The sequence below is a fragment of the Nocardioides ochotonae genome (assembly GCF_011420305.2).
Lineage (GTDB): Bacteria > Actinomycetota > Actinomycetes > Propionibacteriales > Nocardioidaceae > Nocardioides > Nocardioides ochotonae.
In genome coordinates this window covers 2,466,090-2,492,202 of record NZ_CP061769.1, presented here as the reverse complement: position 1 = coordinate 2,492,202, position 26,113 = coordinate 2,466,090, and the positions used below count along the sequence as shown (strand labels likewise).

At 72.1% G+C, this 26,113-nt stretch carries 27 protein-coding genes; 12 read left to right on the top strand and 15 right to left on the bottom strand.

Translation table 11 applies throughout. The annotated features are described in order from the left end of the window. Positions 1-31 precede the first annotated feature (31 nt). Positions 32-1,300, bottom strand: a complete 1,269-nt coding sequence (locus HBO46_RS12060) for an HNH endonuclease signature motif containing protein (protein WP_166139202.1) — start codon at positions 1,298-1,300, stop codon at positions 32-34. Between the two features lie 179 nt (positions 1,301-1,479). Between HBO46_RS12060 and HBO46_RS12055 the strand changes: the two genes are divergently transcribed. Further along, positions 1,480-2,001: a 2'-5' RNA ligase family protein gene (locus HBO46_RS12055; RefSeq protein ID WP_166139205.1), complete on the top strand. Its 522-nt coding sequence runs from the start codon at positions 1,480-1,482 to the stop codon at positions 1,999-2,001. Between the two features lie 42 nt (positions 2,002-2,043). Further along, entirely contained in the window at positions 2,044-2,421 is a 378-nt protein-coding gene (locus HBO46_RS12050) for a hypothetical protein (RefSeq protein ID WP_166139208.1), read from the top strand. On the opposite strand, the gene HBO46_RS12045 is transcribed toward HBO46_RS12050, so the two are convergent. Then, entirely contained in the window at positions 2,418-3,023 is a 606-nt protein-coding gene (locus HBO46_RS12045) for a GNAT family N-acetyltransferase (protein ID WP_166139210.1), read from the bottom strand. The two genes, HBO46_RS12050 and HBO46_RS12045, sit on opposite strands and share 4 nt — an antisense overlap. A gap of 39 nt (positions 3,024-3,062) precedes the next feature. Beyond that, entirely contained in the window at positions 3,063-3,803 is a 741-nt protein-coding gene (locus tag HBO46_RS12040; RefSeq protein WP_166139213.1) for an alpha/beta fold hydrolase, read from the bottom strand. 99 nt (positions 3,804-3,902) lie between these two features. Here HBO46_RS12040 and HBO46_RS12035 point away from each other — a divergent pair, with 99 nt between their 5' ends. From HBO46_RS12035 to HBO46_RS12020, 4 genes are all read left to right on the top strand, one after another. Further along, positions 3,903-4,892, top strand: coding sequence for a helix-turn-helix transcriptional regulator (locus HBO46_RS12035; RefSeq protein ID WP_166139215.1), 990 nt, complete (start codon positions 3,903-3,905; stop codon positions 4,890-4,892). Between the two features lie 164 nt (positions 4,893-5,056). Further along, positions 5,057-5,662, top strand: a complete 606-nt coding sequence (locus HBO46_RS12030) for a DUF6518 family protein (protein ID WP_166139218.1) — start codon at positions 5,057-5,059, stop codon at positions 5,660-5,662. 66 nt (positions 5,663-5,728) lie between these two features. Beyond that, positions 5,729-7,528, top strand: coding sequence for an alkyl/aryl-sulfatase (locus HBO46_RS12025; protein ID WP_166139220.1), 1,800 nt, complete (start codon positions 5,729-5,731; stop codon positions 7,526-7,528). Between the two features lie 33 nt (positions 7,529-7,561). Further along, entirely contained in the window at positions 7,562-7,843 is a 282-nt protein-coding gene (locus tag HBO46_RS12020; RefSeq protein ID WP_166139223.1) for a hypothetical protein, read from the top strand. A gap of 12 nt (positions 7,844-7,855) precedes the next feature. On the opposite strand, the gene HBO46_RS12015 is transcribed toward HBO46_RS12020, so the two are convergent. Further along, positions 7,856-9,031: a geranylgeranyl reductase family protein gene (locus HBO46_RS12015; RefSeq protein WP_166139225.1), complete on the bottom strand. Its 1,176-nt coding sequence runs from the start codon at positions 9,029-9,031 to the stop codon at positions 7,856-7,858. A 169-nt stretch (positions 9,032-9,200) separates the two neighbouring features. Here HBO46_RS12015 and HBO46_RS12010 point away from each other — a divergent pair, with 169 nt between their 5' ends. Next, complete coding sequence (locus HBO46_RS12010) at positions 9,201-11,537, top strand: transketolase-like TK C-terminal-containing protein (RefSeq protein WP_166139228.1); 2,337 nt, start codon at positions 9,201-9,203, stop codon at positions 11,535-11,537. A gap of 147 nt (positions 11,538-11,684) precedes the next feature. Here HBO46_RS12010 and HBO46_RS12005 read toward each other — a convergent pair whose 3' ends face one another. Beyond that, the gene (locus HBO46_RS12005) at positions 11,685-11,972 is read right to left on the bottom strand and encodes a hypothetical protein (RefSeq protein ID WP_166139230.1); all 288 of its coding nucleotides are present in this window, start codon (positions 11,970-11,972) and stop codon (positions 11,685-11,687) included. A 173-nt stretch (positions 11,973-12,145) separates the two neighbouring features. On the opposite strand from HBO46_RS12005, the gene HBO46_RS12000 reads away from it, so the two are divergent. Next, the gene (locus HBO46_RS12000) at positions 12,146-12,316 is read left to right on the top strand and encodes a hypothetical protein (protein ID WP_166139232.1); all 171 of its coding nucleotides are present in this window, start codon (positions 12,146-12,148) and stop codon (positions 12,314-12,316) included. A 5-nt stretch (positions 12,317-12,321) separates the two neighbouring features. Continuing rightward, positions 12,322-12,777 (top strand): rhodanese-like domain-containing protein, encoded by a 456-nt coding sequence (locus HBO46_RS11995; protein WP_166139002.1) that lies wholly within the window; start codon positions 12,322-12,324, stop codon positions 12,775-12,777. 411 nt (positions 12,778-13,188) lie between these two features. Here HBO46_RS11995 and HBO46_RS11990 read toward each other — a convergent pair whose 3' ends face one another. Beyond that, a complete protein-coding gene (locus HBO46_RS11990) occupies positions 13,189-13,809 on the bottom strand; it encodes a hypothetical protein (protein ID WP_166139234.1) in 621 nt (206 codons plus the stop codon). Positions 13,810-14,061: 252 nt separating this feature from the next. Next, positions 14,062-15,480, bottom strand: coding sequence for a type I glutamate--ammonia ligase (gene glnA / locus HBO46_RS11985; protein WP_166139236.1), 1,419 nt, complete (start codon positions 15,478-15,480; stop codon positions 14,062-14,064). A gap of 210 nt (positions 15,481-15,690) precedes the next feature. On the opposite strand from glnA, the gene HBO46_RS11980 reads away from it, so the two are divergent. Together HBO46_RS11980 and HBO46_RS11975 are read left to right on the top strand one after the other, a co-directional pair. After that, the gene (locus HBO46_RS11980) at positions 15,691-16,098 is read left to right on the top strand and encodes an RDD family protein (protein ID WP_224769017.1); all 408 of its coding nucleotides are present in this window, start codon (positions 15,691-15,693) and stop codon (positions 16,096-16,098) included. 62 nt (positions 16,099-16,160) lie between these two features. Further along, positions 16,161-17,054, top strand: coding sequence for a DUF6612 family protein (locus HBO46_RS11975; RefSeq protein WP_166139237.1), 894 nt, complete (start codon positions 16,161-16,163; stop codon positions 17,052-17,054). Positions 17,055-17,142: 88 nt separating this feature from the next. Here the strand turns inward: HBO46_RS11975 and HBO46_RS11970 are convergent, their stop codons facing one another. The 5 genes from HBO46_RS11970 to lipB form a co-directional block, all read right to left on the bottom strand. Further along, the gene (locus HBO46_RS11970) at positions 17,143-17,904 is read right to left on the bottom strand and encodes a DUF4191 domain-containing protein (protein WP_166139239.1); all 762 of its coding nucleotides are present in this window, start codon (positions 17,902-17,904) and stop codon (positions 17,143-17,145) included. An 84-nt stretch (positions 17,905-17,988) separates the two neighbouring features. Further along, a complete protein-coding gene (lipA, locus tag HBO46_RS11965) occupies positions 17,989-18,930 on the bottom strand; it encodes a lipoyl synthase (RefSeq protein ID WP_166139241.1) in 942 nt (313 codons plus the stop codon). 94 nt (positions 18,931-19,024) lie between these two features. Continuing rightward, entirely contained in the window at positions 19,025-20,017 is a 993-nt protein-coding gene (locus HBO46_RS11960) for a hypothetical protein (RefSeq protein WP_166139243.1), read from the bottom strand. Beyond that, positions 20,017-20,985 (bottom strand): ABC transporter ATP-binding protein, encoded by a 969-nt coding sequence (locus HBO46_RS11955; RefSeq protein ID WP_166139245.1) that lies wholly within the window; start codon positions 20,983-20,985, stop codon positions 20,017-20,019. The genes HBO46_RS11960 and HBO46_RS11955 overlap by 1 nt, the downstream gene beginning before the upstream one ends. 100 nt (positions 20,986-21,085) lie before the next feature. Further along, positions 21,086-21,820: a lipoyl(octanoyl) transferase LipB gene (gene lipB, locus HBO46_RS11950; RefSeq protein WP_166139247.1), complete on the bottom strand. Its 735-nt coding sequence runs from the start codon at positions 21,818-21,820 to the stop codon at positions 21,086-21,088. A gap of 96 nt (positions 21,821-21,916) precedes the next feature. Here lipB and HBO46_RS11945 point away from each other — a divergent pair, with 96 nt between their 5' ends. Beyond that, complete coding sequence (locus tag HBO46_RS11945) at positions 21,917-22,489, top strand: hypothetical protein (protein ID WP_166139249.1); 573 nt, start codon at positions 21,917-21,919, stop codon at positions 22,487-22,489. Here the strand turns inward: HBO46_RS11945 and HBO46_RS11940 are convergent. The 3 genes from HBO46_RS11940 to sucB all read right to left on the bottom strand — a co-directional run bounded on the left by HBO46_RS11940 (position 22,452) and on the right by sucB (position 26,110). Then, entirely contained in the window at positions 22,452-23,309 is an 858-nt protein-coding gene (locus HBO46_RS11940) for an alpha/beta hydrolase family protein (protein ID WP_166139251.1), read from the bottom strand. The two genes, HBO46_RS11945 and HBO46_RS11940, sit on opposite strands and share 38 nt — an antisense overlap. After that, positions 23,306-24,211, bottom strand: a complete 906-nt coding sequence (locus HBO46_RS11935; RefSeq protein WP_166139253.1) for a TIGR01777 family oxidoreductase — start codon at positions 24,209-24,211, stop codon at positions 23,306-23,308. Before HBO46_RS11935 ends, HBO46_RS11940 begins: the two co-directional genes overlap by 4 nt. 123 nt (positions 24,212-24,334) lie before the next feature. Next, positions 24,335-26,110 (bottom strand): 2-oxoglutarate dehydrogenase, E2 component, dihydrolipoamide succinyltransferase, encoded by a 1,776-nt coding sequence (sucB, locus tag HBO46_RS11930; protein WP_166139255.1) that lies wholly within the window; start codon positions 26,108-26,110, stop codon positions 24,335-24,337. Between the last annotated feature and the right edge of the window lie 3 nt (positions 26,111-26,113).

Genomic DNA, 26,113 nt, shown 5'->3' with positions numbered 1-26,113 from the left:
CGTCGCGGGTCCTGATCACCTTGGCGTCGGTCTAGCACCGTCGGTGGAAGGTGAGCTTGCCGTCGGGTAGATGGCGGGTCTCGTAGGCGGGATCGTGGGCTCGAGCGTGGTGGCGGGGACAGAGCAGCCGGCCGCTGGCCACGCTGGTATCACCGCCGCGTGACCAGGGGACGTCGTGGTGGGCGTGGCACAGGCCGGGCGGCCAGTCGCAGCCCTCGGCGGTGCAGCCGCCGTCGCGCAGGGCGAGCGCGACGCGGTGGGACTTGGTGTGGAACCGGCGCTCGCGGCCGACGTCCAAGGGGCGGCCCTCGCCGTCGAGGACGGCGGGCACGATCCCTGCCTGGCACGCGAGCCGGCGCGCCTCGGTGGCGGAGATGGTCTCGCCGGTGTGCAGGTGCGCCGCGCGAAGCCCGCCGAGCAGCGAGTCGAGGGGCATCGTGACCACGATGGTCGCGGCCACACCGCCGGCGTCGGGGAGCCGGTCTGCGGGATAGCGCTCGAGGAACTCACAGAACGCCTGCCCCATCCGCTCAGGACCCGGCCGCCGCTCAGCCCCGACAACTCCCGCGCCGTTCACCGCGTGCTGGTGCTTCGGCGCGGCGATGGCGAGGAGTGCCGCGCGCAGCATCGCTGCGTGGTGGGTGGGGATGGTGAACCGGCCGTGGGTCTTGCCGTGCCCGTCGTCGCTCATCGTCAGCCGGGCGGTTGCGCGGGCGGCGGCCTCCTCGGCCTCAAGCCGGGCAGCCTCGGCGGCGTCGGCCTGCTCGGGGGCCGCAACTTCGACCAGCCGCTTGGCCAGGCGCCGCAGGGTGATCGCGTCGTGCTCGCCCGCCTGGTCGAGGAGGAACTGCTCGGCCTTGGCCCGGGTCTCGTCGTCGACGACCTCGGCGGGGAGGTCGTCGACGGCGTCGATGATCACCTGCGCCTGGTCCAGGTGGATCCGCCCCGCAGCCAAAGCGCCCCGCACGCCGTCGTGCTGCCCGGTGTCCAGGGCCCGGGCCAGCCGCATCAATCGGTGGGTCTCCGGGCGAGTGAGACGCGACTGGTGGGCCCACCAGTTCGCGGTGCTCGTCGCACCGACCGCGTCGCCGACCTCGACGGCATGGGCGTGGGCCGCGAGGCGCAGCCGCAGCTCCTGCAACCGGTCGATCTCGGACGTCAGATCCAGCAGCGTCGCCCCGGCCTCGGCCTCGCTCAGCGACCACACCGGCGCATCAGCCACGGCGTCGAGTGCCTCGTGCACGCACGCCACCGCCGCAGCCACCGGGTGGCCGGATCGGGGTGCGAACGAGGGTTCCATGGACCTACTCAACCACCCACCACCGACAGTCCCGGCCAGTCGTTGTCGCAGGTCAGAGCACCTGTGGACAACCGCCCGCGCTCCCTCGACAGCCCTAGCCGGCGTACCCCACCGGACGGCGGCGTCGAGCCGGCGCCGCTCGGCTCCGCTCGGCTCCGTGCCTGACCTATCCTCCAACCGTGCCCGACCACGCTCTGGAGCTCAGCTTCGAGCCCGACTCCGCGGCTGCGGTGGTGGCGCAGTGGGAGGCGCTCAAGGCCGCCGGGCTCCCGTCGCAGGCCCACCACCGGTCGATGACCAATGCACCGCACGTGACGCTCGCGGCGGCCGTCGGCATCGACGACGCAGCTGTACGAGCGGCGCGCGAGGCGGTCGGCCCGTTGCTCCCTGCGCGGCTCGGCCTGCGGGGGCTGGTCCTGTTCGGCCAGGGCCCTCGAGTGACGATCGCCCACCTGGTCGAGCCGGACCCGACGCTGGCGGTCGCCGTGGCCCGGATCCGGGCGCTGGTCCCGACCCTGCGCCACCCGGTCTGGACCCCGCACGTGACCGTCGCGCGCCGGGTCCCGCGGCGCGTGCTCCCGGAGGTGCTCGCCGTCCTGCACGCCACCGAGGGACCTCGGGAGCTGGTGTGCGACCGGCTCCGGTGGTGGGACCCGGAGCTCGACCTCATCGAGGACGTCGTGGTCGCCGGGCGCGAGTGAGCCATTCCTCGGACTGTCGGTGCGCCCTGCGATGCTGCCGCTGTGAGTCCCCAGATCCGTCCCAGCTATCCGGTCGTCCTGCTCGTTGGACGGGAGGACTTCACCCCGCCCAGCTCGTTCGGCGACGCCAACGTCGCCGCCACGCCTGACTGCCTGGCGGTGGGCCTGCGCGCCACCAGCGTCGGCCCCGTCCAGGTGCAGATCGTTCCCTCGACCGAGGCCGCCGTCGTGGACCGCCCCGATCTCGACCACCTCGGCGACTTCGAGGTGGAGTCCGAGGGCCAGCTGAGCGTGCGCGACGTCCACGGTCGTGAGTACGACGCCATGGGCGTCGAGCCGGGCACGCACCGGGTCACCGTGCTCGGCACCGACCTGTCCGAGCCCGACGACGTGGTCTTCGTGGTGACCGTCGCCTCCTAGGGCAGCGGGGTGGAGGGGGCGTCCGGTCGCCGTCGTACGACGCGCCGGCGCAGCGTGGGCGCGGCGACGACCTCGTAGCCGGCGTCGAGGAAGACCTGCACCAGCCCGACCGAGGCCTCGTCCCAGATCACGCGGCGCCCGGGCGGCTGCTCCATCGGGTAGCCCTCCAGGATCTGGGCGCCGACCTGCCGGCCGTACTCGACCGTGGCGGCGGCGAGCTCGTAGGTCAGTCCTGACCTGCGCCAACCCTTGCGTACGACGAAGCAGGTCACCGACCAGACGCCTGCCAGCTCGGGGTCCATCCGCATCCACGGCTGCTTGCGGCTCCACAGCCGCGGATAGTCCTCACGCCTCTCGACCGCCACCCAGCCCGCCGGCTCGCCGTCGACGTAGCCGATCAGGCCGGACGTCGGGCCAGCGGTGCCGCAGGCGGTCTGCTCGAGCAGCGCGGCGTCCCGCTGCTCCTGGGTGGTGTCGCGCCAGATCCACCCCGGCACCTTCAGGGCCTGGCAGCGGCACTTGCGGGCGCTGCCGCTGCCGAAGACCGCCTCGACGTCGTCCACGGTCGCCCGGTTGGCGGGGAGCCAGGTGAACTCAGGCATGGCACGACCATACGACCGGCCGGTGCTTCGCCCGCCGTACTAGCGGCCGACCGAGTCCAGCGCCTCGGCGAGCTCCGCGGGCCGGCTCACCATCGGCCAGTGCCAGGTCGGGAGCTCGCGGTAGGTCCAGTCGCCGTCGACCATGTGCGCGAACACCGGTGCGTGCGGTGCCATCTGCCGCAGCTGCTCGACACCGAAGCTGCACAGCACCCCGGTGCGAGGCAGTCGCTCCCAGGCGCCGGTGAGCGCGACCGGTTGGGTCGCGGTCAGCCAGGGCTGGGGGCGGGATCCGTCGACCAGTGCGGCGACCGCCGCGTCGTCGACCCCCGGCACCTCGGTAGCCAGTGCGGCCCAGTCCGGCGGGGGGAGCTGCCAGCCCTCGCCCCGCGTCATGACCAGGTCGTGGTTGGCCGCGCGCGCGTCGGGGCCCTCGAAGTCGGCCTGGGCGATGCCGTTGGGCAGCGGGCCCGAGTCGATGTAGACCAGCTGCGCCACCCGGTCGGGCATCCGGTCGGCGGCGCCGGTCGCGACGAGGGCGCCATAGCTGTGGCCGACGAGCACGACGTCGTGCAGGTCGTGCTGCTCGATCAGGTCCACGACGTCGTCGATGTGGGTGGTCAGGTCGGTCTCGGGGGTGGCGAGGTGGGCGCGCTCGCCCATCCCGGTGAGGTCGAGGGCGTGTACGAGGGCCCCGCGCGCTCGCAGCGCGTCGGCGACCGGGCGCCAGACCTCGGCGCCGAGCCAGAAGCCAGGGATGAGGACATAGGTGGTCGTGGTCATGGTGTCGACGCTAGAGTGGATTGTGGACAGGTTCCGCCCGGTATGCCGAACGATCTTGTTCCGTCCCTGTTCGGGCAGCGAGGGGCGGTGAGGAGGGCCGTGACTCGCCCCACCGCCCGTGTGCTCGCCATGCTGGAGCTGCTCCAGGCGGGCGGCCAGCGCACGGTCGGCGAGCTCGCTGCCCGGCTCGGGGTCGATGAGCGCACGGTCCGGCGCTACGCCGAGCACCTCACCGACCTCGGTATCCCCATCCAGGCGCAGCGCGGCCGGTACGGCGGCTACCGGCTCGCCCCGGGCTACAAGCTGCCGCCGCTGATGCTCACCGACGACGAAGCGATCGCTGTCGTCCTGGGGCTCACAGCCGCGGAGCGCGCGGGGCTGGCCACGACCGGCGAGGCAGCCACTGCGAGCGCGCTGGCCAAGGTCTCGCGGGTGCTGCCGCTGGGCCTGGGGGAGCGGATCCAGAGCCTGCTGTCGACCGCCCAGTTCACGACCCCGGTGAGCGCCACCGCTCCCGCCGGCGCCGACACACTGCTCGGACTCGCCTCGGCCGCGCAGGCCCGGCGCACCGTCGCGATCACCTACACCGACTGGGCCGGGCGGGAGTCGCGGCGCGAGCTCGACGTGTACGGCCTGGTCTTCCACTCCGGCCGGTGGTACGTCAGCGGGCACGACCACTCCCGCGACGACGTACGGACCTTCCGCCTGGACCGCATCGCCTCGCTCGCCCAGGGAGCCGGCTCCTACGTCGTCCCTGCCGACTTCGACGCCACGACCCAGGTCGTGTCGGGCATCGCCGCGGTCAAGTGGTCGCACGAGGTCGCCGTCGTCCTGCGGACCACCCTCGCGGATGCAGGCGAGCGGCTCCCGCGGAGCGTGGGCCGGCTCAGCGCGCACGCCGACGGGGTGCTGCTCGAGACGCGCGCCGAGCACCTGGACGGCATGGCCCGCATGCTCGCCGGGCTCGGCTGGGACTTCGAGGTGCTCACCCCGGCGGCCTTGCGTGAGGAGGTCCTCGCCCTGGCCGACCGCCTCCGAGCGAGCGCCGCACGCAGCGCCGTCGCCACAGGCACGTCGCCGCACGAGTGATGCCACGTCGCGGGACTGCCGGGGGTCCCCGGCGCAGGGTGTCCCGATGGCCGACGGCCCCGTCGATGGCGTCCTCTCCTCCGCTGGTGCCGACCTTCTGGACCCAGGTACCGGGTGTACCCGAACCGTGCCGATCGCCCACAGCGCGCGTCGACGATGGAGTCGTGAACGCCTCTCTCCGCGCTATCTCGTCCGCCCTGGCCGTCCTCGCCGCCAGCCTGCTGCTGGGAGGCCTGACCTCGTGGGCGCAGGGCGTGCTGCCGGACGCGCTGGCGTCGTTCGCGAACTCGCCCTCCGGCTGGACGGTGCTGACCGCCCTGCTCGTCGCCGCCGCCCGGCCCTCGCTGACCGGGGGCGCCGCGCTCGGGGTCGCCTCGTTCGTCACCCTGGTGCTGGGCTACACCGTCGCCTCGCAGCTGCGTGGGCTCTCCTACGACCCGGTGCTGTGGAGTGTGGTCGGCGTCATCGCCGGCCCGTTCGTCGGTGCAGCCGCCGCTGCGATCATGGGGCACCGCGTCGTCCACGCCGCGCTCGGTGCGGGCACGCTCGCGGGCGTGTTGATCGCGGACGGGATCTACGGCCTGACCGTCGTCGCCTCCGACACCAGCCCGGTCTACTGGACGCTGTGTCTGGCGGCCGGCGCCGCGTTGATCGGCGTCACGGCCACCCGCCTGCGCACTCCTCGCGCCGCGGCCGGCGTGGTGGCCAGCGCGGTGGCGGCCACCGGTGTGCTGATCCTGGGGTACGGCGTGCTCAACGGGGTGTCCTGAACCCGGCGATCCACTCACCCAGCGCGGGTGACGCGACGGCCAGCGACGGCTGCTTAGCGTCGTGACATGGCACTGGACTACTCGGACCGCACCGACTTCGACAACGCGGGGCGCGGACTGGTGGCTCGTCTCGAGCCCGGGCAGATCAAGAACGCCGAAGGCAGGGTCGTCTACGACGCCGACATCTACGCCGCGGTGACGGCGGGGGACTGCCCGGACACGGTGGATCCGAGCCTGTGGCGACAGAGCCAGCTGACTGCGATCCAGGGCCTGTTCGAGGTCACCGACGGCATCTTCCAGCTGCGCGGCATCGAGCTGTCCAACATGACGATCGTCGAAGGTGACACCGGGATCATCGTCATCGACCCGGCGGTCTCGATGGAGGTGGCCGCCGCCGGGCTCGCGCTGTACCGGAAGCATCGCGGGGAGCATGACGTGCGGGCGGTGATCTTCACCCACTCCCACATCGACCACTTCGGCGGAGTGCTCGGCGTGGTCGACGCCGATACCGACGTGCCGATCATCGCCCCGGCAGGGTTCCTCGAGCACGCCGTGTCGGAGAACGTGTATGCCGGAACCGCGATGCTGCGTCGCGGGGTCTATCACACCGGGATGGGACTCCCCGTGGACGCGACCGGCACCCTCGGTGTCGGCCTCGGGTCGGGCACCTCGACCGGAGCCCCAGGTCTGCTCGCGCCCACCCTGGACATCACCCACACGGGTCAGGAGGAGGTCCTCGACGGCGTCCGGATCCGGTTCCAGATCACGCCTGGCACCGAAGCACCGGCGGAGATGAACTTCCACTTCCCCGACCATCACGCGCTGTGCATGGCGGAGAACGCCACCCACAACCTGCACAACATCCTCACCCTGCGTGGCGCCGAGGTCCGTGACGCCCGCGGCTGGTCGCGCTACCTCGCCGAGGCGATCGAGCTGTTCGCCGACGACACCGACGTCGCGTTCGCCTCCCACCACTGGCCCACCTGGGGCCGGGACAACATCGTCGCGCTCCTCACCGAGCAGCGCGACCTCTACGCCTACCTCCACGACCAGACACTGCGCCGGATGAACCAAGGACTCACCGGCGCCGAGATCGCCGAGGACTTCGAGCTGCCGCCCGCACTGGACTCCGCGTGGCACGCGCGCGGCTACTACGGCTCGGTCAGCCACAACGTCAAGGCGATCTACCAGCGCTACCTCGGCTGGTACGACGGCAACCCGGCACACCTGTGGCAGCACCCGCCCGAGGCCCTCGGATCGCGCTACGTCGAGGTCATCGGAGGCATCGACGCCACGGTCGCGAAGGCGCGCGAGTATGCCGAGGGCGGCGATCTGCGGTTCGCGGCCGAGCTCGCCAGCCACGCCGTGTTCGCCGACCCGCAGCACCAGGACGCCGTCGACCTACTGACCGAGGTGCTCACCCGGCTCGGCTACGGCGCCGAGTGCGCCACGTGGCGCAACAACTTCCTCACCGGCGCCCAGGAGCTCCACCAGGAGACGTCAGCCGCCCCGGTCGCGTCCTCGGGAATGCTCCAGGCTCTCACCGTCACCCAGCTCTTCGACAGCATCGCCATCCGCGTCGACGCCCAGCGTGCCTGGGGCACTGCGGCGTCGGTGCGCTGGCACTTCACCGACAGCGACGAGACCTACCGGATGGAGCTGTCCAACGGCGTCCTCATCCACTACCCCACCCAGAAGGCCGACCCGGCCGGGGTGGTCGTCACCCTCACCAAGCCAGAGCTGCTCGCGCTCCTGGCCGGCGCCGGACATGAGGACGTACAGCTCGACGGGGATCCGGGAAACCTGCAGACGATCCTGTCCCTGCTCGACCAACCGAACCCGGCGTTCGCGATCGTCACGCCCTGACCGGGACCGGCGCTCGAGGTCACGGTCCCGATCGTGATGCGGGCGGCTTCGTCGACTGAGTTCCTGCTGGCCACCTTCCTCGTGCCGGGCGCGTCGGCCGAGGGAACCAGCGAGCTCACGTGTGACCACGTCGTGACCGGCATGGTCGTCGGCTCTCGTCGCGACACGCGGGAGCTCTACTCGATCACGGTTCGCGACAACGACGTGGAGGTCGAGCTGCTGTGGCCCGGCAACCCGCGGTGGAGTGACTACCCGAGCCTTGCGTATCAGATCGAGATCGACCGATTCCGGGAGTGGGTGACGAAGCGGAGGTGATCTGCGCGGGCGTTACCGGTTCCCGGGGTGGGTGAGGAGGGAACGGCCCAGGGCGAGCCCGAGGCGTGCGGTGATGCGCCCGTCGCCCAGGCCCAGCTCGACGAGGCCGTCGAAGGCGGCCGGGTCGTGGGTCGCCGCGCTGATCCCGGCGTGCACGACGCGGGGTCGGCGGGTGAGCTGGGAGGCGGTCCAGGTGTGCCGCAGGTGGCGGGACAGGCGGCGGCGTACCGCGGAGCGGTAGGCAGCGCCGGCCGCCGCGGGGGAGCCGTCGGCGATCGCGCTCGCGGCCGCGCGGCCGGCCAGCAGGCCGGTGAGGGTGGCGTAGAAGATGCCCTCGCCCGTCATCGGGTTGACCAGCCCCGCCGCGTCGCCGGCCAGCAGGACCCGGCCGTCAGGCTGGTCCCAGCGCCAACTCGACAGCGGCAGGTGGTGGCCGCGCCAGGCGGTGCCGCCCTCGACGTAGCCGGGGAGCAGCAGCTCGAGCTGGTCGAGCAGCAGCGCGCGCGTGGGGCGCTGTGCGCCGTCGTGGTCGACGAGCTCGCCGTACCCCACGTTGGACCACCCGTCGCCCCGGTCGAAGGCCCAGGCGTACGACGGCTGCCGCCGCTCGCCGTACCGGATGAGCTGGCGACCGGTGCCCTGCGGCAGCGTCGGGGCGTAGCCGCGCAGGGCCAGTGCGCGGCGCGGCGCCCGTGCGGGCCCGAGTGCGGAGCGGACGACCGACTCGGCGCCGTCGGCGCCGACGACCACCCGCGCGCGGATCTCGCCGTCGAGGGTGGCCGCGCCGTCCTCGACCACCACCTCGCGCACCCGCTGCCGCCGCAGCACGGCGCCGGCCGCGACCGCGTGCGCGACCAGGCGGGCGTCGAAGACCTCGCGGGGGATCACCCACACCGAGCGCTGCATCGTGCCGCTGACAGCGTGGTCGCCGCGGGAGAGCCGCAACACCTCGACGGGCCGCCAGCCCGCGGTCACCGACTCGGCACCGACCTCGCGCAGCACGTCGCCGACGTGGGGCGCGATCCCGTCGCCGCAGCACTTGTCGCGGGGGAAGTCAGCGCGGTCGAGGAGCAGGACCCGCAGGTGCGGCGCCGCCCGCAGCGCCGAGAGCGCGGTGACCGAACCGGCCGGCCCCGCCCCGACGACCACGAGGTCCCAGGTGTCGTCGGAGCTCACCGCCCGCGCCATGACGCCAACCTAGCCGGGGTGTCGCAAGTCTCGCTCTGCCCGCGCCCACGACGATCCGAGCGATCGCGACAACCGTGGCCTGGCTCGAGGGTAGGTTGGCCGAGCGGTTGCCCGGTGCGCTGTCACACGCCGGCGGGTTCCCGTGCCTGCCGAACCGAGAGGACTCCGCGTGACCCAGCTCGACGCCCCGGGAGCGGCCCCGACGCAGGGGACCCTGGCGACCCTGCGGGAGATCTCCCAGCGGGTGCTCTGGTTGTCCACGGCGATCGTGGACGCGGCCAACCGGCAGCGGCCCAACTCCTCCGGCGTCAAGGTGGGCGGCCACCAGGCGTCCTCGGCGTCGATGGTGGACATCATGGTTGCCCTGTGGTTCCACGAGCTCACCGCAGAGGACCGGGTGTCGGTCAAGCCGCACGCGTCTCCGGTGCTGCACGCCGTCAACTACCTCCTCGGTGACCTGGACCCCGCGTACCTCCCGACCCTGCGAAGCCTGGGCGGGCTGCAGTCCTACCCCAGCCGCTTGAAGGACCCCGACACCGTCGACTTCTCCACCGGGTCGGTGGGGATCGGGGCGACCGCCTCGCTCTGGGCGGCGATGGCCCATCGCTACACCTCCTCGCACTTCTCGGACACGCCGCGTGCGGGCCGCTTCATCAGCCTGCTCGGCGACGCCGAGCTGGACGAGGGCGCGATCTGGGAGGCGGTCGCCGACCCGGCGGTCGCGCGGATGGGTGAGCTGCTGTGGGTGGTCGACCTCAACCGCCAGTCGCTGGACCGGGTCGTGCCCGACATCCAGATCGAACGGCTCCAGGGGATGTTCGCCGCCGCCGGGTGGCAGGTCGTGACCCTGAAGTGGGGCCGGCTGATCAGCGAGCTCTTCGAGCGCCCGGGAGGCGCGGAGCTGCGGGTGCGCCTGGAGCGGATGCCGAACGAGGAGTTCCAGCGGATGCTGCGCGTCGGCGCCGACGAGGTCGCCGACCGCCTCCTGGCCGAGGGCGGGTCGCCGGAGCTGCGGGCGCTCGTCACCGGTCTCGAGCCGGAGGTGCTTGCTGCTGCAATCCGTGACCTCGGTGGCCACGACCTGGGTCTGTTGGTCGAGACCTTCGCCGGGGTGGACGAGGACCGGCCGACGGTCGTCTTCGCCTACACGGTCAAGGGGCGTGGTCTCCCGACCGAGGGCCACCCCAACAACCACTCCGCGCTGCTGACCGAGCCGCAGATGCAGCAGCTCGCCGACGCCAGCGGGACCACCTTGGACGACCCGTGGCGCGGGTTCGACGAGGGCACCGCGGCCGCGCGGCTGTGCGCCCGGCGGGCGGACCAGCTGCGGCGGGTCGCCGTCTCCCCACCCCCGCCGCTGAAGGTCCCCGTCACGCTGGGTCGGCCCCATCGCAAGCCGATCTCCACCCAGGCGGCTCTGGGGCGACTGCTCGCCGACGTCGCACGCGACGTTCCCGCCATGGCTGAGCACGTGGTGACGTGCAGTCCGGACGTGGCGTCGTCCACGAACCTCGGCGGCTGGATCAACAAGACCGGGGTCTGGTCGGTGACCGACCGGACCGACTGGTTCGCCGACGACCGCGAGCGCCTCCTGCGCTGGTCGGAGACCAGCTCTGGCCGCCACATCGAGCTGGGGATCGCCGAGGTCAACCTCGTCGGTCTGCTCGGGGAGCTCGGAGCGACCTGGAGTCGGTGGGGCCAACGACTGATCCCGATCGCGACGCTCTACGACCCGTTCGTGTCACGGGCGCTCGAGCCGTGGTCCTACGGTCTGTACGCCGGTGGGCAGTCGATCCTGGTCGGCACCCCCTCGGGCGTCACCTTGGCTCCCGAAGGCGGCGCACACCAGTCGATCACCACACCGTCGATCGGGCTGGAGCAGCCGGGGTGCGTGGCGTGGGAGCCGGCGTTCGCGCAGGACCTGGAGTGGACCTTCCTGCGGGCGATGTCGCAGGTCGGCGTCGCGGGCGGGACGTCGGCGTACTTCCGGTTGTCCACCCGCCCGATCGACCCGGCGCTGGCCCAGTTGCCCGAGGACCCGACGCTGCTCGAGCGACGTCGCCGGCACGCCGTCGCGGGCGGCTACCGGATCACGCAGCACGAGCCCGGCGCCGAGCAGGTCACGCTCGTGGGCATGGGCGCGATCATGCCCGAGGTGCTGGCTGCGGCGGCGCTCCTCGAGGGGCTCGGCGTCGTCACCGGCGTGGTCTGTCTGACCAGCGCCGACCTGGTGTTCCGCTCCTTCCAACAACGAGGCCGCCGCCGGCCCGCGGGCGGCGGCATCCTCGACACCCTGCTGCCGCCCGAGCACCCGGCGCCGCTGGTCACCGTGCTCGACGGCCACCCGCACACGCTCGCCTTCCTCGCCGCCGCCCGGGGGGACCGGATCCAGTGCCTGGGCGTGACCGACTTCGGTCAGTCCTCGGCCCTCGAGGACGCCTACGCGCTCCACGGGATCGACACGACCTCGATCGTCGATGCCGCGCTCGGGCTCATCGGTCGGTAGCCGCGACCTGGCTCGTCGCCGGGCTCGGCCGGGCTCCGAGGTGATCCCCCCCCGGAGGGGAGCAACCCGGAGCCCGAGCTGTGGCGCACCGGGCCCGCCGCCGTTCGCGACCCATGCCGGCGTGCAGTCCGGCACCCGGAGGACCGCTCAGGTGCCGCGCTTCGGGAGCCGCGCGGGGTGGAAACGCGGTGCGGCGGCCCACGCACGGCGGTTCGCGACGATCCGGTCGTGCAGCAGCCGGCGCGCGATCGACTCGCACAGCGCGAGCCGGGCGGGCCCGGCGTCGGCGGAGTGGCAGGCCAGGACATGGGCGCGCTCGACGGCGCTCACCACCTGACCGGGCGGCACACCCCCGGCGTACTCGACGACGAGGTGCTCGGCCAGGTCGTCGACGGGGCTGTGGTCGTACGGCGCGGGCATGGACTCTCCGTTCACGTGCGGACCGAGGGCACGACCTACCGTGACCCGCGCCACGTACGGGGTGTAGGGCCCAACGGCCCGGCTTGAAGCGGGACCGACCCGACCCCCTCTCGACCTTAACCCCCCGGGGGGTTAAGGTCGTGGCAGTCGCCGGATCCCTCGGCGGCGCAGAACCGAAGGAGAACCCCATGTGCTCGCCCAAGACCTGCAAGACGTGCGGCAAGACCACCTGGCGCGGATGTGGACAGCACGTCGCACAGGTCAAGGCGATGGTGCCGGCCGGGCAGTGGTGCAACGGCCACGCCGACGAGGCGGGCGCGAGCCGGGGCGGCTTCCTCGCCAGGCTCATGGGACGCTGACCGCCGTGCTGACCCGGATCGCCGGCGCCCGCCCGGTGCTCGCCGGCTTCGCCGCCGCGCTGGTCCTCGTCGCCTGCGGCACCGCGAGCGAGGAGGAGGCCGGTGCGCCGGCCGCCTCCACCCCGGCCTCCGCCGCCGACCCGGTCCCCGGCATTGACGTCGAGGAGTTCCGGGAGCGGACCGAGCGGAGGGACGTCGTCGTCCTCGACGTGCGCACGCCGCAGGAGTACGCCGCCGGGCACCTCCCCGGCGCGGTCAACCTCGACGCCAGCGACGCCGACTTCGCTGCGCGGGTCGCCGAGCTGGACCCGTCGGCGACGTACGCCGTCTACTGCGCGAGCGGCAACCGCTCGGGCGTGGCGCTCGCGCAGCTGCGCGAGGCCGGCTTCACCGCCGCCGAGCACCTCGCGGGCGGCATCGCCGCCTGGCAGGCTGTCGGCGGACGCATCGTGACCCGCTGATCCGGACACACTCACGTCGCTCGAGCGGGACCGCTGGCTCGACGATGGTCTCGACTGGATCGACCTCGTCGAGCTGCACGGTGCATTCGCTGCGACCCGGGCGGATTCAGCGTGGCCGGGTCAGGTGTCGCGGAGAACGACGCCGAGCCCCGCAGCGTGTGCTCGAACCCCGGTGCGTGGCACCGATCGAGGGTGGCCCGCGTGCGGGCTCTTGGCGGACCACGGCCCCACGCAATGGCCCTTGCCTGCGTCTCGGCAAGTCAGGACTGCGGGCTCGCAAGGTCGATCAGGCCCTGCTGCATCCACCGGTGTCCCGCGTCCCTCTCGGTGCGGGGTGACCACGTCCGGTCTCGGTGCTGGGCTGCAGTCTCTCGCCACGGTGGCTCGAGGAACCGGCTGCCGGCCGCGCCCTCAGCCACCGAATGGTGCCAGCTGCGCCCCGTCGAACACCTTTCGCTCGTCGAGGTCGGCGTCCTCGATCCGCACCGAGACATTGATGAAGGTGCCGCTGGACACGAGGGATGTGGCCGCCACGACCCTGTCGAGGAGCGCAAGCAGTCGGGCCCAGACCAAGGCGTCCTCCGTTTGCTCGGTCGCCACCACCCATCCCGAGTGAGCGTCCACCTCCAGCCCACCCCCCGAGGATCGCGCCAGAGTCTCAGCTCCTCGAAGGGGGATCCGCAGATGAACGCTCAGGAGCCAGCGCCTCGGAAGGGTGGCGCCGGGGGAGGAAACGTCCATCGAGGGCACCCTGGACAGGTCCGATACGGGCATCTCCCAGGCGGTTTCCTGGTCCTGACCTTCCACATCGAAGGTGACTATCGTGAACTTCGCCTTCTGGCGGGCTGCCGACTGGCAGGCGGACGCCGCGCGGGCGATCAGGTGAGGTACTTCAGTGCCGCAGAAGGTGAGGCTCCAGACGCCAGCAGGTGATTCCGTTGCCGCGTCGGAGACTCCGTCCCCTAGCCAGTTCGGTGCGGGCGGCGCGTCCCAGAGGAGGATCAACTCGCCTATCCATGACTGGGTCATCACGGACCGACTTTAACTTTCGGCCGTCGTATCTGCGACTGGTATGGACGGTCGACTGCTTCTCAGGCGTGATGCGACCTGGCCCAGGGGGAGCGGTGGCGCGGGCGAGGCGCGGCCTGCGCCGGACGGTTGAGAGCCAACGCTGAGAAACGGCGAACGCCGCCGAGCGACCAAGGGTCGCTCGACGGCGTTCGTGCTGATCGGACTAGGTCTCAGGCTCGGGCAAACGGCCCTTGCACCTCGACCAACGCCGGATCAGATGTCGTAGTACAGCTCGAACTCGTGCGGGTGCGGACGCAGCTGCACCGGCGCGATCTCGTTGGTGCGCTTGTAGTCGATCCACGTCTCGATCAGGTCGGGCGTGAAGACGTTGCCGACGGTCAGGTAGTCGTGGTCGTCCTCGAGCGCGTCGAGCACGGCACCGAGCGAGGTCGGGACCTGGTCGATCTCGGCCATCTCCTCCGGCGGGAGCTCGTAGATGTCCTTGTCGATCGGCGAGGCCGGCTCGATCTTGTTCTTCACGCCGTCGATGCCGGCGAGCATCAGCGCGGAGAACGCGAGGTAGGGGTTCGCCGACGGGTCGGGGAAGCGGGTCTCGACGCGCTTGGCCTTCGGGTTGGAGCCCGTGAGCGGGATCCGGATCGAGGCGGAGCGGTTGCGCGAGGAGTACACCAGCGAGATCGGCGCCTCGAAGCCCGGCACCAGGCGGTGGTAGGAGTTCACCGTCGGGTTGGTGAAGGCCAGCAGCGACGGGGCGTGCTTGAGGATGCCGCCGATGTACCAGCGGGCCATGTCCGAGAGGCCGCCGTACCCGGTCTCGTCGTAGAACAGCGGCTCGCCGCCCTTCCACAGCGACTGGTGCACGTGCATGCCCGAGCCGTTGTCACCGAAGATCGGCTTCGGCATGAAGGTGACCGACTTGCCGGCCTCCCAGGCGGTGTTCTTGATGATGTACTTGAACTTCATCACGTCGTCCGCGGCCTTGAGCAGCGTGTCGAAGCGGTAGTTGATCTCCGCCTGACCCGCGGTGCCGACCTCGTGGTGAGCGCGCTCGACCTGCAGGCCCGAGGCCTCGAGGTTCTTGACCATCACGTCGCGCAGGTCGGTGTAGTGGTCGTACGGCGCAACCGGGAAGTACCCGCCCTTGAGGCGCGTCTTGTAGCCCAGGTTGTCGCCCTCCTTGCCCGAGTTCCACCAGCCCTCGACGGAGTCGATGTGGTAGTAGCTCTCGTTGACACCCGTGGAGTAACGCACGTTGTCGAAGATGTAGAACTCCGCCTCGGGGGCGAAGAACGCGGTGTCCGCGATACCCGTGGTGTCCAGGTAGGCCAGCGCCTTGCGGGCGATGTTGCGCGGGTCGCGGGAGTAGGCCTCACCGGTGATCGGGTCGTGGATGAAGAAGTTCACGACCAGCGTCTTCGCGGTGCGGAACGGGTCCAGGTATGCGGTGGTCACGTCGGGGAACAGCGACATGTCCGACTCGTTGATGGCCTGGAAACCGCGGATCGAGGAGCCGTCGAAGCCGAGACCGTCATCGAAGACCGACTGGTCGAAGGACGACGCCGGCACGGTGAAGTGCTGCATGATGCCGGGCAAGTCGCAGAAGCGGACGTCGATCATCTCGACGCCCTCGTCCTTGATGTACTTGAGCAGCTCGTCGCTGTTCTGGAACATTCATCCTCCTTGGCTGCACCGAGTACGCAGCCGGCATGTGGGAAAAAGCCGGGCGGCGCGGGGCCCCGTTGCTCCGGCCTAGTGCCCACAATCTGTCGTGGGCCAGTTTCCAGACGGTACCCGGTGTGTTTCCGGCATGTAACAGGTGCTCCCGGTCCAGATCGCGTGGGCGATCGTGGGGCCCGGGACTGCGCCAACTAGCCTAGAGGGGTGACCGAGACGAACGTGGAGACGGCCAGCTGGGCGCGACGCATGCTGGCGCTGATCGTGGACTGGGCCGCCTCCACCTTGGCCGTCGTGCTCGTCGTCGGCCCCCAGCGGTACGCTGAGGACAGCGCCGCCAGCTTCTGGGTGCTGCTCGTCTTCGTCGTGGAGTCCGCGCTGTTCACCGCCCTGCTGGGCGGCTCGTTCGGGCAGATCGCCACCCGCCTGCGCGTCGTACGCGTGAACGGCGACCCGCGCCCGATCGGGCTGATCCAGGCCTTCGTCCGCCAGATCCTCATCGCCCTGGTCATCCCGCCGCTGGTGTTCCGCCCCGACGGCCGCGGCCTGCACGACCTTGCGGTCGGCTCGGCCACCGTGACGTTGCAGACATGGCGGGGGATGACGGGTCGCTGAGCTCACTTCGGGGTAGGACCTACCGTGGAACCAGACCCCGAAGCCCCGAGAGAGGCCACCTGATGTCCCGACGCTCCCTGACCGTCCGCAGCGCCGCCGCCGCTGCCCTCGTCCCGCTCGCCCTGGGCTCCCTGAGCGCCTGCGGTGAGGACGAGGGCGAGCCCACCAAGGCCGCCGCGGCCGAGAGCAGCGAGTCCTCGGAGTCCAGCGCCGAACCCGCCGGGGAGACCGGCGACGGTCCGGACGCCGCCCCCGGCGAGACCGTGGACAAGGACGAGTTCATGGAGCTCTACCGCGCCTCGGTCGAGGACCTCTCCACCGCCGACTACACGATGGACGTCGACGGCGACGGGACGGACGTGACCGCCAAGGGCGTCATCGACTACAGCAGCGACCCCGCCGCGATGGAGATGTCCTTCACGGGCCTCGGCCCCGGCCAGAACATCGAGATGGTCATGGTCGACAACGTCATGTACATGAAGTCCCCCGACATGGGCGAGAAGTGGGTCACCTTCGACCTGGAGGACGCCGCGGAGGGCCTGGGCATGGACTTCGGCTCCCAGATGGACATGCGCCAGCTGCTCGAGACCTTCGAGAAGGGCCTGACCAAGGTCGTGTACGTCGGGGAGACCGACGCGAACGGCGACGACGCCGACCAGTACCGCCTCACCGTCGACACCAAGGAGCTCCTCGGCGCGGCCAACCTCCAGGGTCTCGGCGCCCAGGCGGACCAGGTCCCGGCCACCATGGACGTCGAGATCGTCTTCGACGACGACGAGCGGTTCCGCCGCATGGACCTTGACATGGGCAAGTCCGGCGCCGTGAGCATGTCGTTCGACAACTGGGGCACCGACGCGGACATCGAGGCGCCCCCGGCCGACGAGACCACCTCGATGGAGGACCTGATGGGCTCGATGGGCGGCGGCGCGGGAGCGGGCGGCGGCACCCGCTCCTGATCCCAGCCCCACGACGTACGACGGGCGCCGACCGTGATGGTCGGCGCCCGTCGGCGTATCTGGGGAAGCCCAGTGGGGGGAGCGGTGCTCAGCGGCCGCGCAGGTTGCCGCGCATGCCCTTCATGCTGGTCGGCACCGGACCCTTGGGGATCGGGATGTTGGAGCGGTTGGCGTCCATCGCCTTGAGCCGGTGGATGATGTCGGTCAGCTCCGGGCCCTTGACCTTGCGGCCGAGCTTCTGCACCTTGCGCACCAGCTTGGGCAGCGGGACCTCGTCCTCGCCGCGGCCGCAGACGATCTCGTGGATCGGCGCCTCGGAGGCGACGCGCTCGTGCTTGCGGCGCTCGGAGGCCAGCAGCTGGCGCACCCGGGTCGGGTTGCCCTCACCGATCAGCACGATGCCGGGCGGGCCGACGACGCGGTGCACGACGTCCTGCTGGCGGTTGAACGCGATCGCCGGCTCGGTGACCCAGCCGCGGCGCAGCATCCCGAGCGCCGCCGCGGCGGCACCGGGCTGGCCCTCCATCTGGCTGTACGCCGCGTTCTGCGCGCGGCGGCCGAAGATGATCATCGCGGCGAGCAGACCGAACAGCAGGCCACCGACGACGGAGAGGATCCACTCGATCACGCCGCTGCCGGGGAGGATCTTGAAGATGGTGAAGCCGATGGCGCCGAAGACCAGGAACGAGCCGAGGATCCACAGACCGATCCGGGGATCGCTCTTCTTGGTCATCCGGTAGGTCTCGGCCATCTGCTGTCGACGGCTCATCTTGCCGGGGTCGGCGGGTGCCTTCCCCTTCGTCGCCTTCGAGGCCTTGGGAGCCTTCGCGGCCTTCGGTTCCTTCGCCATTGCGCTGGGTGTGCCCTTGTCTGGTCGAGTTCTGGTCGAGCGGTTCGGCCGATCCGACGGACGGGTGCCCTTCGGACCTGAGGGTCAGGCCGAGGCGCCCTGGCGGGCGTCCATCGCCTGACGGTACAGGCGTCCGGCACGGTACGACGAACGCACCAGCGGGCCGGACAGAACGCCGGAGAAGCCGATGTCCTCGGCCTCCTCGCGCAGCTCCACGAACTCCTGCGGCTTGACCCAGCGCTCGACGGGGTGGTGGCGCAGCGAGGGGCGCAGGTACTGGGTGATGGTGATCAGCTCGCAGCCGGCGTCGTGGAGGTCCTGGAGCGCCTGGCTGATCTCCTCGCGGGTCTCGCCCATGCCCAGGATCAGGTTGGACTTGGTGACCAGCCCGAAGTCGCGGGCCTGGGTGATGACGTCCAGGGAGCGCTCGTAGCGGAACGCGGGGCGGATCCGCTTGAAGATCCGCGGCACGGTCTCGACGTTGTGTGCCAGCACCTCGGGGCGCGACTCGAAGACCTCGCGCAGCAGGTCGGGCTTGCCGTTGAAGTCGGGGATCAGGTTCTCCACCCCGGTGCCGGGGTTGAGCTCGTGGATGGCGCGCACGGTCTCGGCGTAGAGCCAGGCGCCGCCGTCCTCGAGGTCGTCGCGGGCGACGCCGGTGATGGTGGCGTAGCGCAGCTCCATCTTCTGCACCGACTCAGCGACCCGGCGGGGCTCGTCGCGGTCGAGGGCCTGGGGCTTGCCGGTGTCGATCTGGCAGAAGTCGCAGCGGCGGGTGCACTGGTCGCCGCCGATGAGGAAGGTCGCCTCGCGGTCCTCCCAGCACTCGAAGATGTTGGGGCAGCCGGCTTCCTGGCACACGGTGTGCAGGCCCTCGGACTTCACCAGGCCCATCAGCTCGGTGTACTCCGGGCCCATCTTGGCCCGGGTCTTGATCCACTCCGGCTTGCGTTCGATCGGGGTCTCCGCGTTGCGGACCTCGAGTCGGAGGAGCTTCCTGCCTTCGGGTGCGGGCGCCTGAGTCACCCCCTTACTGTACGCCGCGCGCCTCACCCGCCCGCGATCGGCGCAGGCGCCGGGCAGGCATCCGCGCCGACGCGGTCCGGGCGTCCCGGGCGGCTCACGGCACGTCGCGACGCCGGTGCGAGCCGAGCGAGGCGGCGCCGATCCCGAGCGTCAGGACGCCGAGGTAGCCGGCGCCCTGGGCGAGGCTGAGGTGCCGCTCGCCGCTGCAGTTCACGTCCGCCGGCACCAGCGGTGCGTCGCAGAGGGCCGGCGGTTCGACCCAGTAGGTCGAGCCGTTCAGGACCACCGCAGCCAGGTTGTTGGGCGGCAGCCAGCGTCCCTCGCCGTCGAGGCCGAGCACCGCCATCAGCGTGCCGCTGACCAGGACCACGGCGAACAGGACCCCGACCGTGGCCACGGTGCTGCGGAACAGCATGGTCAGCGCGAAGCCCACCAGCGCCGCCACCGCGGCCAGCGCCGCGCCGCGCAGCCCCTGCTCGAGGCCGTCGCGCACCAGCCCATCGGGGATCTCGAGCCCGCGGCCGTTGGCGACGGCGTACAGCGTCAACCACCAGCCGGTGGTCACGACCGCGGCGAGGAGGAACACCGTCGCCGTCACGGCCGCGGCCTTGGCCAGCCAGACCCGGTGGCGGCGGGGCTCGAAGAGCAGCTGGTTGCTCATCGACCCGCTCGCCCAGTCGTGCCCGGCGAACGTCGTGCCGACCAGGATCGCGATCATGCCCAGGACCGTCACGACGCCCAGCGCGCTGCCGGCGTGCTCCTCGGCGAGGTCGAGCTTCGGCGCGCCGTACCACTCGGCCTGGGGGAGCACCCACTCCTCGCACCTCGCGGCGTGGTCGTCGCCGGGCTCGATACCCCAGCCGTCCGGGTCGTCCATGCACTTCGCGAGCCGGCGCTGCACACCCTTGCGGTTGCTCTCCTTCTCGATCATCGCGTCGATGCTGGCCTGCCGCTCCGCCGACGGCGGACGGGTCTCCCAGACGCGGCTGAACCCGATCACGGCAGGGATGACGATCGCGAGGCCGATCAGCGCGACGACCGCGCGGCGCCAGCGCAGCCGGGTGAGCTCCACACGGAACAGGCGCATCATCGGACGGTCTCCTGTGGGGTCGTGACGTAGCCGGTCGTCGAGGTGTCGGGGCCGTCGAGGGAGGAGGCCGCTGTGAGCTCGAGGAAGAAGGTCTCGAGGTCGGGACGCAGCGGGGTCAGCTCGGTGAGCCAGATCCCCGCCTCCGCGAGCCGGCGGGTGATCGACTCCGGGTCGTCGGTCTCCACCCGCAGCGACCCGGCGGTGTCGGGGGAGACGACCAGCCCGCTGCTCGCCAGCGCGCGGGCCGCGGCGGTGGGGTCCGCGGCGGCGACGCGGTACGCCGTACCGCTGCCGAGCAGGTCCTCCACGGTGCCGGAGGCGAGCAGGCGACCCTGGCCGATGATCGTGGCCGAGGTGCAGACCTGCTGGACCTCGGCGAGGATGTGGGAGCTCAGCAGCACCGTCACCCCGGCGTCGGCGAGGGTGCGGATGGTCTCGCGTATCTCGCGGATGCCGGCCGGGTCGAGGCCGTTGGTGGGCTCGTCGAGGATCAGCAGGTCCGGCTTCTTCAGCAGGGTCGCGGCGATCGCGAGGCGCTGCTTCATGCCGAGGGAGTAGGACTTGAACCGGTCCTTCTCGCGGCCGCTGAGGCCGACGGTCTCCACGGCGTCGTCGACGTGGCTGTCGGGCACGCCGATCGAGCGCGACAGCAGCAGCAGGTTGCGCCGTGCGGAGAGGTTGGGGGAGAACTTCGGGGACTCCACGACCGCGCCGATCCGGTCGACCACGGCCGGCAGGCGCCGGGGGACCGGCTCGCCGAACAGCCGCATCTCGCCGCGGGTGGCGCGTGCCAGCCCGAGCAGCATCCGGATCGTCGTGGTCTTGCCCGACCCGTTGGGGCCCAGGAAGCCGTGCACCCCGCCGGCGGGGACCGCGAGGTCCAGGTCGTGCACGGCGACACGCACGCCGCCTCGCCCCCGGAACTCCTTGCGGAGCCCGGAGGTCTCGATCACCAGCTCGCTCACGGCCTGCCCTTCGTCACCGGGCCCGTTTGGCCCCTGGTGATCCAAGCAGCGGGCGCCGACGGCGGGTGGCACCCACGCCGCCGGTCTGGACCGCGAGGGGTCAGCTGCCGCCGGGGGTGAGCAGCTGGATGCGGGGTGCCTTGGCCGGGTCCGGGCGCGGCTCGTAGTCCGGCGTGGCGTCGTACGGGCCCCAGGCGAGGAGGTCGGCGACGTGGCGGCGCACCAGCGGCAGCACCTCGGCGACCGGGACGTCGCGGCCGAGCTCGGCGCTCAGCGAGGTGACGCCGGCGTCGGCGATGCCGCACGGGACGAAGCGGGAGTACCAGTCCAGGTCGACGTCGCAGTTCAGCGAGAAGCCGTGCATGGTGACGCCGCGGCTGACCCTGATTCCGATCGCGGCGATCTTGCGCTCGGGACCGCGGTCGTCGGCGCGCAGCCACACGCCGCTGCGGCCCGGGACCCGGGCGGTGGTGACGCCGAGGTCGCGGCAGACCCGGATCAGCGCCTCCTCGACGCGGCGTACGTAGTCGACGACCTTGACGTGGTCGGGCAGCGCGACGATCGGGTAGCCGACCAGCTGGCCAGGGCCGTGGAAGGTGATCTTGCCGCCGCGGTCGACGTCGATGACGTCGGCGCCGCCGGGGTCGAGCGGGCGCTCCTCGGGAAGGGTGCGCTTGCCCGCGGTGAAGACCGGCGGGTGCTCGAGCAGCAGCACGGTGCCCGGCTGCTCGCCGTCGGCGACGCGTGCGTGGACCTCGCGCTGGAGCTCCCAGGCCGCCAGGTAGTCGATCGCGTCGGCCCCCAGGCCGGCCTCCTCGAAGTGCAGCTCAGTCACGCGTCGAGCGTACGCCGTGTCGAGGTGCGGCCCGGGCCTGCCCGTGCCTGTGGACGAGCGTTGCGCGCTGACGCCGCGAGCCGGTAGGAACCACGGATGAGGTCTGCGCGCTGGCTCCCGATCCTGTTCGTGGTCGTCGTGCTGCCGCTGCTCGTCGGCACCGCCGTGGTCGTCGTGGCCGAGTCGCGCTCCCGCGGCGAGAGTGGCGAGAGCGTCGATACGGCCAACCTCGGGGAGGGGACGGTGCCCTCGGAGGACGTCGTGCTCCCGCGCACCATGGCCCGTGAGGTGCTCGCCGAGTGGGACGCTCGCCGTGCCGAGGCGTGGGCCGCCGGCGACGCGGTGGCGCTGTCGGGGCTCTACGTCCCGAGCAGCGTCGCCGGGCAGCGCGACGTCGAGATGCTGGTGGCCTGGACTCGGCGCGGGCTGGTGGTCCGCGACCTGCGCACCCAGCTGCTGCGCCTCGACGTACGCCGCGCGGGGCCGGAGCGGCTGGTGCTCGACGTGACCGACCGGCTCGTCGGTGGCGTGGCCGTGGGGCCCGGGGTGCGGCAGGCACTGCCGGTCGACCGGGCCTCGCGGCGGGTGATCGTGCTGCGTCGCGCCGGCGAGCTCTGGCAGGTGGCCGCGGTCAGGGGCGCCGGTGCACCCGCGCCAGCCAGTCGGTGAGCGTCGGCACGATGACGCCGGGGTGGCGGGCCCAGCGCAGGTGGTCGACCTCCGCGTAGCCCAGCGCCACCGGGTCGAGGTGGACCCGCTCGACGTGCTCGCTCGGGAACCGCCCGGCCAGGTCGTCGACGGAGGCCGGCGGGGCGAGCTCGTCGCCTTCGAGCGACACCGACAGCACCGGCAGCGCGGTGCTCGCCATCGCCCGGCCGTGGTCGCGCCTCGGCCGGCCGAAGACGAAGCGTCCGGTGCGGGCCAGCCGCGCCCAGTCGGTCATCTGGGTGCGGGCCTCGCGGCCCGCGAAGCCGAACCGGTCACCGGGGAAGTGCCCCAGCACCGCAGCGATCACCGGCACCAGCTGGGTCATCGCCAGCATCCGCGGCGAGAACACCCGCCAGTACGGCGTGCCGGACGCGACGTGGATCAGTCCCGCGAGCCGCTCGGGGCGGGCGGCGGCCTCCACGGCCGCGAGCTGGCCGCCCATGCTGTGGCCGAGCAGGTGGATCGGCGCGCCGGGCAGCCGGGCCGCGAGGGCGCTGACGGCGCGGTCCAGGTCGTCGACGAGGTCGCCGTAGCCGAAGTCGCGCCGACGCCCGGCAGGCTCCCCGCCCTCCTCGTGACCGCGCAGCTCGGTCGCGGCGGCACTGACGCCGGCCGCCTCCAGCGCGGCCAGCAGCCGCAGGTAGTAGCGCGAGCCGAGCCCCATCGCGGGCACGACCAGCACGGCGGGCGCGCCCTCGGCGGCGGGCCGCAGGCTCAGGTGGAAGCTGGTCCCGTCGGGCCGCGTCACGCGCAGCCGCTCGGGAGCCCGGGAGGTGCTCACGAGGCGGCGAGCCCGGTGGCGAGCACCGCGGCGACGTCCGGGTCGTGGAACTCATAGCCGCTGTCGAGCAGCCGCGCGGGCCGCACGTTGAGCGACCCGAGCAGCTCGGGCGCCATGGCGCCCGCGCCGAGCCGCAGCAGCGGGCCCGGGACGAACGCGAGGGCCGGCCGGTGCAGCTGCGCGGCGAGCTCGCGGGTGAACTCGGCGTTGGTGGGCGGCTCGGGGCAGGTGAGGTTGATCGGCCCGTCGAGGTCCGGGTGCTCCGCGGCGTGCACGACCCCGCCGACCCAGTCGCGCAGCGAGCACATCGGCATGTGCTGGCGCCCGTCGCCCAGCCGGGCGCCGAGCCCGGCGCGGAAGAGCGGGAGCAGCTGGCGCAGCGGCGCCGCGCGGCGGTCCATCACCGGCGCGGTCCGCAGCACCACCACGCGGGCGCCGGCGTCGATCGCGGGCTGGGCGGCCGCCTGCCAGACCCGGGTGACCCGGGTCAGCAGCGCCTGGCCGCGGCTGTCGGAGACCTCGCTCAGCTCCTGGTCGCCGTGGTCGCCGTAGTAGGAGATGCCGTTGCCGGCCAGGAACGCCGGCGGCCGTCCGCCGCCGGCGCACTCGGCCACCGCACGGGCCAGCACCTGGGTGGTGCGCACCCGGCTCTGCTCGAGCTCGTGCGCCCAGCGCTGGGAGTGCGGGTTGCCGAGGGTGGGGGAGCCGGCCAGGTTGACGACCACGTCGGCGGACGCGACGACGTCGCGGTCGAGGGTGCCCGCGCCGGGGTCCCAGGTCGACTCCCCGCTGCCGGATGCGGGGCGGCGTACGAGCGCGGTGGTGCGGTGCCCGCGGCGCTCGAGCTCGGCGCGCAGGTGGGTGCCCAGGAAGCCGGAGGAGCCGGCGATGACGACGTGCATGGGCTCAGCGTGCCATCCGGGTCCCCCGAAATGCGCGAGTCGGCGCGGACGTCGGGACTGCCCACCGGCCGAAGCCGGGGAGAGCACCCGTCGTCCGCGCCGACTCGGCGCGAGCGGTGTGGATCAGATGTCGAAGACGCCAGCCTCGAGACGCTTCTTCACGTCGGTGAGGAAGCGACCGGCGTCCGCACCGTCGACCAGGCGGTGGTCGTAGGTCAGCGCGAGGTAGACCATGTGGCGCACCGCGATCGTCTCACCGAGGTTGGGGTCGTCGATCACGACCGGGCGCTTGACGACCGCACCCGGGCCGAGGATGGCGACCTGGGGCTGGTTGATGATCGGGGTGTCCCACAGGGCGCCGACGCTGCCGAGGTTGGTGATGGTGAAGGTGCCGCCACCGAGCTCGTCCGGGCCGATCTTGTTGGTGCGGGTGCGCTCCGCGACGTCGGCGATCTTCTTCGCCAGACCGGCGATCGAGAGGTCGCCGGCGTCCTTGACGACCGGGGTCAGCAGGCCCTTGTCGGTGTCGACGGCGAACGCGACGTTCTCGCGGTCGTAGTAGGTCACCTCGCCGGCCTCGGCGTCGATGGTCGCGTTGAGCTTGGGGTGCTGCTTGAGTGCGTCGACCGCTGCCTTGGCGAAGAACGGCAGGTAGGTCAGCTTGACGCCCTCACGGGCCAGGAAGTCGGCCTTCGCGGCGTCGCGCAGACGGGCGACGTTGGTGACGTCGACCTCGACGACCTGGGTCAGCTGCGCCGAGGTGTGCAGCGAGTCCAGCATGCGCTCGGAGATGATCTTGCGCAGGCGGCTGATCTTCTCCGTGGTGCCGCGCAGCGGCGACGGGGTCGCCGAGGCAGCGGCGGGCTGCTGGGCGGTCGACTGCTGCGGGACAGCGGCGGCCGGGGCGGCCTGCTGCTTCGCGGCGGCCGCGGCGTCGAGAACGTCCTGCTTGCGCACGCGCCCACCGACACCGGTGCCGGTGATGCTGCCGAGATCCACGCCGTGCTGCTGGGCGAGCTTGCGCACCAGCGGGGTGACGTAGCCGTGGCCATCACCGGAGGAGGTGGGGGCGGAGGAGGCGGCAGGAGCGGCGGGCTTCTGCTCGGGCTCGGGCTTCTTCTCGGCCGGGGCGGGCTTCTGCTCCGGCTCGGGGGCCTTCTCCTGGACCGGCTCCGGCTCCGGCTCCGGCTCGGGCTCGGGCTCGGGCTCCGGCTCCGGCTCGGCGGCAGGCTCCGGCTCGGGGGCCTTCTCCTCGGCGGGAGCGGCACCGGCGTCGCCGATGATCGCGAGCTCGGCGCCGACCTCGACCGTCTCGTCCTCCTCGGCCTTGATCTCCAGCAGGGTGCCGGCGATCGGGGAGGGGATCTCGGTGTCGACCTTGTCGGTGGAGACCTCGAGCAGCGGCTCGTCCACCGCAACGGTGTCACCGACCTGCTTGAGCCAACGGGTGACGGTGCCCTCGGTGACGGACTCACCGAGCGCGGGGAGGGTGACGGGGGTGCCGGAGCCGCCGGAGGGCTTGGTCTCGGCGGCGGGCTTCTCGGCCTCCTCGGCGGCCGGGGCGGGCTCCTGCGCGGCTGCGGGCTCCTCGGCCTTCTCCTCCTCCGGCTCGGGCTCCTCGGCGGGAGCCTCCTCGGACTCGGAGCTGCCGGCGGACTCGCCCTCGTCGCCGATGAGCGCCAGCACGGCGCCCACCTCGACGGTGTCGTCCTCCTGGGCCTTGATCTCCAGCAGGGTGCCGGCGATCGGGGAGGGGATCTCGGTGTCGACCTTGTCGGTGGAGACCTCGAGCAGCGGCTCGTCCACCGCAACGGTGTCACCGACCTGCTTGAGCCAACGGGTGACGGTGCCTTCGGTGACGGACTCCCCGAGTGCCGGGAGGTTGACTTCGGTGGCCAATGG

Coding starts and splice junctions, on each gene's coding strand:
- glnA (WP_166139236.1), bottom strand. CDS start 15,480: ATGTTCCAGAACAGCGACGAGCTGCTCAAGTACATCAAGGACGAGGGC.
- HBO46_RS12060 (WP_166139202.1), bottom strand. CDS start 1,300: ATGGAACCCTCGTTCGCACCCCGATCCGGCCACCCGGTGGCTGCGGCG.
- HBO46_RS12025 (WP_166139220.1), top strand. CDS start 5,729: ATGGCACTGGACTACTCGGACCGCACCGACTTCGACAACGCGGGGCGC.
- HBO46_RS12040 (WP_166139213.1), bottom strand. CDS start 3,803: ATGACCACGACCACCTATGTCCTCATCCCTGGCTTCTGGCTCGGCGCC.
- HBO46_RS11935 (WP_166139253.1), bottom strand. CDS start 24,211: ATGCACGTCGTCATCGCCGGCTCCTCCGGCTTCCTGGGCACCCACCTG.
- HBO46_RS11970 (WP_166139239.1), bottom strand. CDS start 17,904: ATGGCGAAGGAACCGAAGGCCGCGAAGGCTCCCAAGGCCTCGAAGGCG.
- HBO46_RS12015 (WP_166139225.1), bottom strand. CDS start 9,031: ATGGCGCGGGCGGTGAGCTCCGACGACACCTGGGACCTCGTGGTCGTC.
- HBO46_RS11960 (WP_166139243.1), bottom strand. CDS start 20,017: ATGCGCCTGTTCCGTGTGGAGCTCACCCGGCTGCGCTGGCGCCGCGCG.
- HBO46_RS12045 (WP_166139210.1), bottom strand. CDS start 3,023: ATGCCTGAGTTCACCTGGCTCCCCGCCAACCGGGCGACCGTGGACGAC.
- HBO46_RS12000 (WP_166139232.1), top strand. CDS start 12,146: ATGTGCTCGCCCAAGACCTGCAAGACGTGCGGCAAGACCACCTGGCGC.
- HBO46_RS11975 (WP_166139237.1), top strand. CDS start 16,161: ATGTCCCGACGCTCCCTGACCGTCCGCAGCGCCGCCGCCGCTGCCCTC.
- HBO46_RS11945 (WP_166139249.1), top strand. CDS start 21,917: ATGAGGTCTGCGCGCTGGCTCCCGATCCTGTTCGTGGTCGTCGTGCTG.